Below are 12,256 nucleotides of genomic sequence, written 5' to 3'. Positions count from 1 at the left end.
CTCAACCGATGTGTACGTTCTGCACCGACGAGATCAGCCGGCAGCCGCACGCGCAACGATGCAGATGCATCGCCACGGGGCTGCCGTCTTGATCGGGAAACAAATCGTCGCCCTCATCGATGACGGTTTCGCCGTGCCGATCGCAGAACGCGGCATCGCCCTTGCGGGCCAGCGGTCGGCCCATGACTTCCATGGTCGACGAACCGCCCGTTACCCGGCCGCCGTGCTCCAGTTCATCATCCTTACGAATCGGTGATCTCATTTAGTCTCTCCCAAGTGTCATTTCTCCCCCGAGTCGAACAAAGCGGAGCATGAACTATCGTTAAGAACGACTCTTTTGTTGTTCTCGATGTCCCATACCCCAGGGAACGCATCGCCCGCGCATGACACAACACCATCCGGCGCAACATACCGGCCATCAGGAGATATTAGCGACGCTCCGGGTTCTCCATTTGCGTCAAAAGCATGTGCTCTCAACTGCGATAGAGACTTTCCAGAAATGTATGCACCATCGATCGTAACGAGATTCCTCGAAGAGCCAATGTGTGCAACGGTTGCCAAATAACGAAAAGGTCGAGTGCCGACAAAATCTAGAGCAACATATATTTCTCTTGATAGATTGATATCCGACAAGAAACCAGTTCGCGCCGGAATTACATGCACGTGCACCGGATTTTCTGGATGGCAATTATTAAGATCCTCTTTTTTCACATATCCACGCTCAGAAACTATGATCGCCGACCGGTCATAGCTTGCAATCGCATAGATAGGCTTGGCGTCAAGAGGACACAGGCGGGTTGCTGCAGAATTAACCACTCTTAATGATTTATCGGCGACCTCGTAAGATTCGGCCACCTGAGCGGCATTGGCAACAAACAATCCTCCAGCAAAATAAAATGCCAAAAACAATGCCATATGTTTAAGATAAAATTTCTTTCGCCGCCCTTGTATATTGCAGTCGCCGCTCATCATCTATATAGCCTCCATTGATCGCATATGTCACTTGACGAGAAATATTTCTCTCGGAAGACCTGCGGGCGTGAGGTCGACGGACATGCTCAACCGATGTGTACGTTCTGCAACGACGAGATCAGCCGACAGCCGCACGCACAACGATGCAAATGCATCGCCGCGGGCCTGCCGTCCTGGTCAGAAAACGACTCGTCACCCTCATCGATCACGGTTTCGCCGTGCAGGTCACAGAGCGCGGCATCGCCCTTGCGGGCCAGCAGTCGGCCCATGAATTCCATAGTCGAAGAACCGCCCGTTACCCGGCCGCCGTGCTCCAGTTCATCACCCTTACGAATAGGAGATTTCATTTTTTGATGGTTCATTTAGTTATTCAAAGGGATAATGCATCAAGCAAATGACCTTCGCCTTCGCAATCTTTGTTACCCTTGAACTCGCCGCTCAAATTTAATAAAAATGAAAATCTGGCCTATCATTGATCGGCAAAGTGAATGGATTTGATCATATCCATGAAAATATCGTAGCTGAGTCCATTTTCAAGGCCATATTCTTTTTTCCGAAGCAAACAAACCCCGCCAAGCTGCGCAACCATTTTTTCATTGCCAATCATCATGCTTACACATCGGTAGGCGGTCGTATATTCTTTCATCAACTTGCAACCCCGTGGCGCCTTGCCGAAAAACCCCTCTGCGATCCATCCGTGCCAATTATCTCCGCTGATGGGCGTAACTACTACATTCTTCACCGGGCCGCAATTTGACCCGGCAAAAGTGGCGCCGCTTGATAAGGTAGGAGTGGCGTTATTTTCATTTTTTTTAAATAGACTATCTCCACCGGAATTTATTTTATTTTCGATGCCGGTGCTTTGAATGTCGAATTCGACGCGCTCCCCGCCGGCGTTTTCATTTGGATCGTATTGAAAATCCATGTCCATTCCCGCGTGCTTGCCATTCCTGTATGATCCCGTGCAGCCGAATCCTAGCGGTTGACCATATATATTTTTCAGACGGGGAGTTCTTATGGACATCCCACACTGCTCAGCGATCTTCGGGTCGATGGCGTCTGTTGCCAATTTGTCACTCGAAGGGGAGGCAACAACTGATGCGCCGAAGGCGTTGAGACTGGCAATGAGCCCCAACGTGAGCAAAAATAGGCGAGTCATATAGCATCCTCTGTCTGAATTTTTAGTTGACTATCTGCGGGCATGTTCGGATCATCGTTCAGCATGAAATATGCATAACGAAAAAACTGTTGGCGCGCAGGCAAGCCACCAGCCCCCCCAACCTTTCCGAAACAAGCAGCGACATCGCTGTTGCTCGAGCCGTGATCGGCCTTTCTGTTGATTCCTGTTTTAACCCAAAAATACCCGGCGGAGTCGGCGGCAATCTGCGCATCGTTTTGCAGTTTTTCTGGATTCGGGTCCGTTGTAAAATCTTGACCTCGGAATACTCCGTAGTCGTGGTATCCGTTTCTCCAAGTCAAGTGGATTAACCCGCGCCCTCTGAATCGGGGGCCATCGCCAGACTCAACATTCCCGTTGGATTCTGCTTTTCTGTGGACTTCACCAGGACGTTGTGCGATATATGTGGCTCTATCTCTGCCCTTTAAAAAGCCAAGTCTGCTCAACCAAGCGTGCTTGTGATCAAAATCATGAGCAGCATCTTCCGCGGTATAACTCTCATACATCTTTCGAAAATACTCGGCGTCGCCATTCTCGCTGGTAGACCGAAACGCGCCAGTTTCCTTAAAAACCTGACCTAAAAAATGGCCTTTTCTGAGACTGGTCGAGAATCCATATTTTACAGACATTTTATTTAATGCCGACCACATGCCGGCCGGGAATCGCCCGGCAGCATTATTGTTCCCTTCTGAAAATCTTCTTTTGCTCTCAGCCCACAAAATAGTTCCGCCAGCATCTCCCATAGACTTGCGAGGGAGCAACAATGCCTGCTCTCGCAGCGCGAGCCAAGGGCATCTTCTAAAAAGTCTAATGAACGCGATCGGATGAAAAAACCACACCGTTCCACCTGCTGGCAAACCAGTCTTATCCCAGAACTGAAGTTTTTTGACGAACTCCAGAAACTCGTTGTAAGCGTCTTGGTTTCCCTCGAAATGCTCCCCTTCGTCCAGCAGGTTTCGATAGCGAGGATTTAGATTGGCACTGTCCCATTCGCTGGGAGCTTCACAGACGAAACCATGTAGTAGCGCTTGCACCGCCTTGTGGTCCGGATCACTGATGTAATGCTGCATGGATTCGTTTTTCTGCTGTGCGGTTTGCGGTGCCGCTGGCGCGCCGCCCCCGGCTGACGCGACGTTCCCGATCGAAGCGCGGACCAGCGCTTTGAGCTTATCGAGATCCCACAGCCCGTCCTGATCGACTGGCGCAGTCCGTGCCTGGATTTTTCGCCACCCCATAAAGAAGGGAAAATCAGCGTCCGACAGTTTCTTGATGCTCGGCTTGCTGATGTCGATATAGCCCTGCTTTCCGCTCGCGAAGGGGATGCAGTACCACGTCTCGCGCGGATTCGTGATTGCCGATGTTTCCTCTGCCGGGACGGGCGACAACGTTTCGGGGCGGCCCAGAATCCGGCCGAACCGCAACATCTCATAGCCGTCGCTAGCACAAGCCGAGTACAACGCACTCGCCCGCTTGTACATTTCGTATTCGAATTCCGGCTCGCGGACTGGTTCGGCAGTGAGGAGCGTCCTGCTACCGTCCGCCGCGACGCTCCACACGTTCGTGAATTTGTCCCCCTTGTTGAAATACACCTCAACATACAAGGGATGTTCATTCTGGCCTTCTTGCTTGGGAAGAAATTCGATCCCATGCAGCTTGTGGTGCGCGTCAACGTTGCGAGGCTGCGCACGAAAAGTCTGGTTCGCGGGAATCACGTAGTAACTGCGGCCCCAGCAGTCGCTGCCCTGTGGCGTCTCAACCTGTTGGCGCCCAAGCTGCGTGGTACCAAAATAGGCATCGAAATCACCGGGCGTCATGAAAATTTCGAAATGTAGATGGCGTTTGCCCTGACACTGCCCCGTATATCCGAGGATATCCTTGCGCCGCACCTTCTTACCATCGCCCGATACCGCCGCGCCGGTCGGATGGCGAAGCCAATCGGGCATGCTGTGAGGCGCGTTGACCGCGGGCGGCTGGATGCCGTCGGTCGTCATCCCCTCCAGATCAAGCAGGTGCATGTACAGCGAGTAGAACGTCAACTGGCGGTTTTCGCCTGTCTCGGTGGTGTGCTTGAGCAGCACAAATCCTGCGTTGGTGTTCTTGTCGTCGAACACGTCGGCTAGCGGCTTCTGGTACACACCAAAAGCCGCAACCTCCCCGTCGGCGATGGCTCGCACCGGCAGCGAGACGTCGTTCCGCGGAACGAGATGCACACCTGTATGCCATCGGCGATCGAACGCAATCGGATAGATGCCGCCGCTATCGGTGATCTTGTCGAGTTCGTCCATCAACAGATCGTCCTTCGATCGATCATTCGAGGTAGGAACGGGCAGCAGAAGAGGCGGACTGATAATCATGGGATTCAGTGCGAAAGCGAGTAGTCGTCTGGTGAATTCAGATTGCTTTTGGGCAGAACGGGCAATGGCGGATTGACATTCCCGGGTCCCTGGAACACAAACGATCCGGCCTTGATCTTGAATGCACCCGGACCGATGAATTCGAATGTGCCGTCCTCGATTTTGAGGGCGGCGCCGCCGCTGGCCAGCACGATCTTCTTACGCGCAACCACCAGGACGTCCTCGTCCGCGCTTGCCAGCTTCAGCTGTTTTGCAGCAGCCAGATCCATCGCATCGCTCTGCGACTGGATTTCGACCTTGCCATGCGTGGCAAAGATTTTCAGGCCAAGTTTGTGCGCGCACAGCGAAATCAGTTCGCCCGCAGCGACGGTAAAACGCTTGAGCACGCTTACGTCCGCGTGCCGGCCAGCCGCTACGATCACGTTCTCGCCGGCGGCCTGCTGGATCGACTTCGGCGTGACAAACGCCATGCCGGCCGGCGCGCTGGCCAGCAGTCCCGCGCCCTTCAACTGATCCAGCACGTCCATCAGGTTCGATTGCGTTGCCTTGTCGGCCGGGGTGGCATTTGCCTGCGCGGTTGCATTGGCCAGCGCGGTCACGCGCTGAATAGCGGCCTGCAGCTGTTTGATCGCCGCCTGCATCTCAAGTTGCGGAGCGTTCGGGTTCACCGGGTCCGCCGACCAGAACAGCCCCTTTTCCGCGCGCGTTACGCCCCGACCTTGCGTGGTGAGCTCGTAGCCTTCGCCGCGCTTGTTCTTCTCTCCGTCGACGAGATAGCCCATATTGAGCGCCGTCTTACCGAAGATCGTGGCAAGCCGGATGCCCTCGTGGCTTTTCAGGTCCTCGAAGCGCAGCTTGTTGCCAAGCAGCGGCGAGCGGAACACCGCACGGCTGTACCAGCCCTCTTTGCCATGTACCAGATCCCGCCGCGCATAGTCGTGGGCGGCACCGGCGATCAGTAATCGATCGCAATTGCCGTGGGTCGCAATGACGCGGACCTCCGTGTTCGGAAGCAATGGGACGTGCAGACCGCCCTGATACGAGGCCGACGTACGCAGCAACCGCAACGACATACTGTTTGCGCCGCGCTTGCCAGTGTGCCGCGTGAACAGAAGCCTCACCCGGTAACCGCCATACTCATCCATCCATGCATACGGCTGGTCGTCGCCGGATTCCACGATGCCGATGAGTGCACCACCTATCCAGCGCCAATGCTTTTCCGGTACATACTCGGGCCGGTAGGTCAGATGCGACGGGATCGCCTCGAACTGATTGGTCACGGACTGCTTGCGGCTGCCCGTTGTAACGAGCTTGGTGATCACGATGCCGTGTGGCGCTTCGGGCACGGTGTCGTTGATCACGCGCACCACCATACCCGGCAACATGCCCATCACATTGCTCTTGCCTGAGATCCGTGTCTGACGCGTGATCAGCTCGTCGCGTCGTGCATCCGCAAGCACCTGCCCTTCCTCGGGCGAGTGGAAGTGCTCGATGCTACGGTTGACGCTGCCGTACACCGAGCGGTCGCCCTTCTCGGCCACAACTGATTCGACCTGCAACGGATCGCCCGGCCGCCGGTAGTTGTGGTCCCATTCGCGCACGGTCCGCGGCACGAGCGAGCGCGTCACGTTCAGCTCAAGGACGGCCTCGTGCCAGCCTACGAGACCCGAATTCGGCAGCAGCGGCACCTCGAGCGCCCGCATGTAGCCGCGCGCCGTGTTACTGAACACCAGCGTGTCGCGCTGTGGTCCGTCTTCTTTCTTCGCGTGCTTGAAGTAGTAGAAAACGCCAGCGCGCCTGCAATGCCTGTCGATGAAGTTCGCGACTGTCTCCTCGTACATGACGGTCTGGTCCAGTTTCGAATCCAGCCCGTCCAGGTCGAACTCGACGTCATAAGACTGGAACAGGTCGCGATCGACGATCGTGTCGGTGAGCAGCTCGCGAAACGAGCGGTCCAAGAAGACCGCTGAATCATGGACCTGCTCGAGCAGTGCGAGACGCGGTTTGAGATGCAACTGGTAGGTTGCCTCGTCGCGAGACGTCTTGATCCGCGTCCACTGGGTCACAATGCCGTGCACGGTGCGCGTCGCGTGCTGGACCGGGTCGATCAGCCCGGGCATCGACGGCACTGACGCATGTTCCTCGATCGTGAAGATGGCCGGGCGCCCGATCACGGCCGCGCCGTCAATGTGCTTGTTCTTCGACGTAACGGTGATATCCGCGACAAACGGTGTGTTCATTTCTTCCGTGAGGACAAACGAAAACACCGAAATCGGCGACTGCAGCGTTGCTATCTCGAGGTGGAGAGGCTGGGTGACGATCGCGCTTGGGTGCTTGAGCACGTCCTGGATAGTTTGCATGGCCGCCATAGGATCGAGAGGTTTCACGCTGGCATGGTCACCCGCTAAAAGCGCAGGGCGCAATGCCATCCGGATCACGTCAGTAAATCACGGATCACTAACGAATTCCGTAAGACATTTCCGAATTTGACTACGTCTGATAGTGACGCTGTACGAAAACGAACTAGCCCCTGAGTATTGCGTTTAACAAATGGCGTTTCATCCCGAGATGTTCCGACTTCTCGGCCTATCGGCCTGTAACGCGATCGCCGCGTCTTTAAGCGTGAGCTTCAGCGGTTTGTCCGCGTCGAGCTTCTTCTTTTCGATCACGTATTTCCACCCGTCACCGTTGCCCGGGTTGCGGTAGAACGCCACCACCGCGACGTATTTCGTATCGGCCTGCATCGGCTGCGAAAGGCTCGCCGACGCTCCCGGATTCAGCACCGCGCCAAGGTTGTCCTGCAGATCCTGCGCAAGCACCGTCCGGTCATGCTTCAGCAGATCCTCGTAGGACGCGCCGTCGAAGATCTTGCGGTCCTTCAACTGATACACGCGCACCGCGACCGATGTTGCGCGTCCGGCGTCATCGGGATTCAACGCCTCCCGGGCCGACAGATCGACGTTGAGCACCTTGATCTGCTTGAAGAACACCGCGCGATACGCGCTCGACGACGCGTCCGAGACGGACTGCCATGCGCCGCACGCAGACAGCAGCAAGACGGAGGACAAAATTGAAACCGCAAAACGGATGGACATTGGTTTTCCTCGGCAATGCATGATGTAGATCATGCGTGTATTGGTGTCCGCTGTTGTCGGCCGGACGCGAGGCGCAAGCCGATAACGGAAAAACAGATGCAACGGCTGAACCGGGAAATCTGAATGCCGTGCGTCGATTCCGGTCAAACATGCAACGCGGTAACGTGTGGATTCGGAGCCGGCGCGGGAAAGGCCTCGCAAGCACCGAGCGCAATACTGACGATCCGCTCGTCGTCAGCGGGCAGCACGGTAGTCCAGCCGAGCCGAGGCGCCGATCCAGCGTTTCCATGTCCGATCGCCGGCTCCGGCGTGTATCGCGACGACACTTCCATACGCACGTGTACGTCCGCCTTCACACCGACATATAGCTGCACAAAGGCCATCAGATCGCGATGCAGCCATGCACCCGGCAGCAGATCCTGCGCTTGCCGAGCATCCGCGGCGCGCAACGTCACCCGTACCGCCCGGCTTCGATACGCCATCCGCTTTCCCAATACGTAACCGCCGCCCAACCCGTTACGTTCACTGGTTCCCGATTTCCCACCAGCAGGCCCGGCACCGGTGAGCGGCCTCGGCCGCCCCGTCGACGTCATGACCGGCCAGAACTCGTCGACCCTGACATCGACGCGCGGGATGGCCAGCGCAACGACGCCTGCCAGCCCCTCCGGCGTGCGAGTACGCTGAATCAGAAGCCCCAGCAGCGCAAGCATTCGCGAATCGGGCAGACCGGCGCGCTTCGGCTTATCGCCCCAGCCGAAACCGGCCAGACAGAGCAGGTTGCGCGAATGTGCGTCGACGCCGCCCGGCCGGAAATGCTCGGGATACCGATACTTCCGCCACGCGCGATACAGCAACGCGACATAGCGGTGATTGAACTGGTCGAGAAACGCCTCGACTACCTCGTGCCCTTCCTCGCGCAGCACGATTTCATCGATCATGTGCGACGGCATCGCCGCATCGACGCCGTACAGCCCCATGAAGGTCGTGCGCACGGTCGGCGGCGAACCAGCCCCGAGCGTGTCCGATCCGTCATCAAATTCGACCGATGCGACTTCACTTGCCGGAAAACCCATTCGCGGCCGCGGCCGGAAGCGCACCGGTTCATGCTCGAGCGCGTCTCGCGTACCGAAGCCGGGCTGATCGGGAAAACGCACCTCGAGCAACCGGCAAAGCTGCATGAAGTTCATCCGCGGCGCGCGCGCGAGGAGCGACGCGACCAGCGGGTCGAGATTCGGGAAGTCGTACAGCTTCATAGCGGCGCCCGCTCGGCCTTGCTGCGTGGCCATTCGATGCGGGCCTGCGACGGCAGGCTGACAATCGCGAGCTTCGTGAACAGGTTGATGTCCGCGTAGAGCGCGAAGAACCGATGCAGAAGCTCGCCGAACAGCATCACGTCACCGTCCCCGGCGAACGCGTGGCTGTCGAGCGTGACCTCGATCAGCACGCCTCGCTCGACCGAACCTCCCGTTACCTCCTCGATCAGTGTCTGCGACACCCACAGAATACCCGCGAGCCGTCGACGGTTCAGCTCGTCATTCGTCCAGTCGTAAAGCGCGAGCGCGCCGCGCAACACTTCCGCGTTCATCATCGACAGGAAGTTCGGCGCCAAATGGGACAGCACACGCCACTGGAACCGATCTTCCGTCGGTGGATACAGCGGCAGCGTCGGCGAGACGAGATTGCGCACTCCGGCGACGTTCTGGGAGCTGGTCGCGAGTTCGTCGAGACTGGCTTCCCGCAGCCCCTTGCGCGGCAGCAGCCCGTTCGTGCCGGTCACGCGCAACGACAGGCTTTCTTCGGGCAACGCGTCCATGGTTTCCCATGCATGGCCACCGAGCACCACCCATGTTTCGTGCAATCCCGCCACCCCCGAGCGCACTCGCGAATGGAAATACCGTTCCGGCGCCTCGTGGCGCAGCATGCCGCCACGATGACGGAACGTCGCAAAGGGTACGTATTCATACCGCTCGGCCGTTTCGTGGTCGAAGGCCTCGATCGCGTCGACCGAATACGTTTCGACATGTTCGCCTTGATGGCCGGCCGGCACCACGCGATATTCGGTTTCGTGGTGATCGATCTCGATCGGCTCGGCATCCAGTTCGAACAAGTTGATCACGGGCGAGCAGAATAGCCGCACGTTTTCCGCGCTGAAGCGCTGGTCCGACGGATAGGTCTGCGTCAACACGAGCTCCAGTTCGAACCGGGTCGTATGTTCGGGAAGCTTCGTGACGTCCAGTCCGCAAAGGTCCACAAACAGGAATTTCTCGCGGAACGTAAAGTACTCGAGCAACAACTGATAGCCGGAGAACGCGGCATCGGCCTTCGGCCACAGTCGCTCCTCGGCCGAGAAGCCGGCCGGTTCGATCGTGACGCCGGCAAGTGGCATCGCCTCGCCGTCGCGAATTTCCGGAATGCGCAACTGGATCGTGTCGACCTGGCGCGTAAGTGCAACGTGCATCGCGAACGCGGTCGGCAGATCCGCGTTCAGGTACAGCCGCAACCGGGACATATCCGTTTCCTTCCGGCGTGCCGACCCACCGAGTGCGAAGCCGAGCCGAATCACCGATCGACCGTCGTGACGCACGGTTGGCCCGGCATGCGTGACCGTGATCGGTTGCAGCGTGACCGCTTGTGTGGTTCTGTAAATGCATTGCACATGCTTCGGCGACAAGCCTTCCGCGCCAGCGGGCGGCGGCACGGCGATCGGCGCGGAGCGTATCGATACGCCTGCCGGCACGATCTCGGTCTTCTGAAGCTTTTCCGACAGCGGGAGGAGCTCCACGACCGACAACGACGGGATCATTCGCAAGTAGTGTGGCCATAGCAGGCTGACCAGCCCTTCCGTCAGCTCGGGCAACTCGTCGTCGAGCTTCTGGCGAAGGCGGCCGGTCAGGAATGCAAAGCCCTCGAACAGTCGTTCGACGTACGGATCGCGATCGCCGACACGGTCGAGGTTGAGCAATCGCGCACGATCAGGATGCGCCTTCGCGAATTCCTTGCCGGACTCGCGCAAATAGCGTATCTCCGCTTCGTAGTAGCGCAGGATGGGATCGTCGTTTGCCATGGAGTGTCGTTACGAAAGAGTCAGCGCTCGAACTGGATCGAGCACGGTAAGTTCCGCCTGAAGTTCGGCAATGCGGCGCGCGAGCGTCGATTTGTCGGCATCCTTGCGGTTGCTCGTCGCTTTCAGTGCGCGCACGAGCTGCTGCTTGACCTCGAACGCCAGCGCCGGATCCCAGCGCATCACCGGCAGCGAGCGCGACGATATGTCGAGTTCGGTCAGCAGCGCGAGCGCCGTATCGGATCGACCGGCGTGATCGGCCAGGCGCGCCATCACCAGCCGCTGCAGAAAGCGGTGACGCTCGGTCTTCATGCCGGGCAGCGCATCGAGCCATGCGAACGCGGCCTCGATACCATCGCTCGCGACCAGTTCGCGAGCCTGCGCGTCGATTTCCGGCCAGTCGCCGGCATCGCCGTCGCTATCCGCGGACACCGGCAGCGGCGCCACCGTCTCGCCCGCTTCGAGGTCGCGCACGACCGCGTGCCGGGCGATCCATTCGAGCGTCGTGTCGTCGGAGAAGGGCGTGCCGTCGCTGAACGAAAGGCGTTCGATTTCCGGCAAGCGCTCGAGAAACAACGCAAAGTCCGCGCGCAGCAATTCGCTCCACGTGTGGTACGGCGCGCCGACGTGATCGAGCGCGACGTGCTGGAAGTACTGCAGGTCGAACCACAGGTGATTCACGCCCTCCATGAACGCACCTTCGACGCGTTCGAGCAGTTCGTGCCACTGCTTTTGCAGCACGAGCCGCTTCATCTGCTGGCGCAACTCGGCGCGTGGCGGCGTCAGACGCGTGTGCGATGCGGCATCCGACGGCGGCACGTCGTGCAACGTGTCCCATCGAACGCTGCGCGCGATACGCACCGACGGCAAATAGCCGTTTTCCTGGTCACGCAGCCATGCGGACATCACGCGGGCCTGTTCGAGCAGGTCTCGCGCCGATGCGATCGAACCGCTCGATGTGCTTGTCGAAGCGGGCGTCTGCGGCATCGCGATGTCGGGGCTCACGTTGCGAGCCAGTTCGTCCTTGTTCCCGAAGCGGGAAACAAGCGCATGCAGGTTCGGACGAGCGGCGTCGGACCACGCACCCGTGCGAGTGACCAGCACGTCGAGCGCAGCGATTGCGCGTTCGCGATCCTCGGGTGCGAAGTCTCCGCGACTGTCCAGCGTTTCGATCACTCGCGCCGTTGACAGCATTTCCAGCGCCGCGCGCCTTGCCTCCGCCCGTGCGGGCAGCAGGGTCTCGCCGAACCGGTCGATCAGGGAAGCGGCCAGCTCGAGTCCGTCGGCGAACCCGGCGGGACCATCCCGACGCAGCCGCGCAAACGCGTAGTAACCGACCAGCCGCAAATCCTTGCCGGTTTCCTTGAGAAGCTGTTCGCAGGCGCGTGCAATCAGGCCGTCGTCGATCCCGGACAGCTTGGTTGCTTCGTCCTTCAGTTCGAAGAACGCGTCTTCGTAGCCGGGATCGCGGCCATGCGCGTGCTCCCCCGGTATCGGGGCAAGCCATGCGGCCCAGGTGTTCCGGCGCGCTTCGTGCAGCGAATCGATGCGTGGACCGCCGACGAGTGTCTTTACGAAATTGGCTAACGTCATGGCA

General features: G+C 58.7%; 10 protein-coding genes. All 10 read right to left on the bottom strand.

Annotated elements, in window-relative coordinates:
* Position 1 precedes the first annotated feature (1 nt).
* On the bottom strand, positions 2-262 hold the full coding sequence (locus tag Q3A80_RS06120) for a PAAR domain-containing protein (RefSeq protein WP_446328177.1): 261 nt from the start codon (positions 260-262) through the stop codon (positions 2-4).
* 17 nt (positions 263-279) lie between these two features.
* Positions 280-972 carry a hypothetical protein gene (locus Q3A80_RS06115; protein WP_446328176.1) on the bottom strand — a complete coding sequence of 231 codons (693 nt, stop codon included), beginning with the start codon at positions 970-972 and terminating at the stop codon, positions 280-282.
* Between the two features lie 86 nt (positions 973-1,058).
* On the bottom strand, positions 1,059-1,319 hold the full coding sequence (locus Q3A80_RS06110; RefSeq protein ID WP_446328436.1) for a PAAR domain-containing protein: 261 nt from the start codon (positions 1,317-1,319) through the stop codon (positions 1,059-1,061).
* A gap of 122 nt (positions 1,320-1,441) precedes the next feature.
* Positions 1,442-2,131, bottom strand: coding sequence for a hypothetical protein (locus tag Q3A80_RS06105; protein ID WP_446328175.1), 690 nt, complete (start codon positions 2,129-2,131; stop codon positions 1,442-1,444).
* Positions 2,128-4,434, bottom strand: a complete 2,307-nt coding sequence (locus Q3A80_RS06100) for a peptidase M23 (RefSeq protein WP_446328174.1) — start codon at positions 4,432-4,434, stop codon at positions 2,128-2,130. Before Q3A80_RS06100 ends, Q3A80_RS06105 begins: the two co-directional genes overlap by 4 nt.
* A gap of 74 nt (positions 4,435-4,508) precedes the next feature.
* Positions 4,509-6,863, bottom strand: coding sequence for a type VI secretion system Vgr family protein (locus Q3A80_RS06095; protein WP_446328435.1), 2,355 nt, complete (start codon positions 6,861-6,863; stop codon positions 4,509-4,511).
* 198 nt (positions 6,864-7,061) lie between these two features.
* Entirely contained in the window at positions 7,062-7,598 is a 537-nt protein-coding gene (gene tssJ / locus Q3A80_RS06090) for a type VI secretion system lipoprotein TssJ (protein ID WP_446328434.1), read from the bottom strand.
* A gap of 143 nt (positions 7,599-7,741) precedes the next feature.
* Positions 7,742-8,851, bottom strand: coding sequence for a type VI secretion system baseplate subunit TssG (tssG, locus tag Q3A80_RS06085; RefSeq protein ID WP_446328173.1), 1,110 nt, complete (start codon positions 8,849-8,851; stop codon positions 7,742-7,744).
* The gene (gene tssF / locus Q3A80_RS06080) at positions 8,848-10,662 is read right to left on the bottom strand and encodes a type VI secretion system baseplate subunit TssF (RefSeq protein ID WP_446328172.1); all 1,815 of its coding nucleotides are present in this window, start codon (positions 10,660-10,662) and stop codon (positions 8,848-8,850) included. Before tssF ends, tssG begins: the two co-directional genes overlap by 4 nt.
* A 9-nt stretch (positions 10,663-10,671) precedes the next feature.
* Entirely contained in the window at positions 10,672-12,252 is a 1,581-nt protein-coding gene (gene tssA / locus Q3A80_RS06075; RefSeq protein ID WP_446328171.1) for a type VI secretion system protein TssA, read from the bottom strand.
* Positions 12,253-12,256 lie beyond the last annotated feature (4 nt).

It is taken from the genome of Burkholderia sp. SR8 (assembly GCF_052851275.1).
This window is presented reverse-complemented; position numbering and strand designations above follow the sequence as displayed.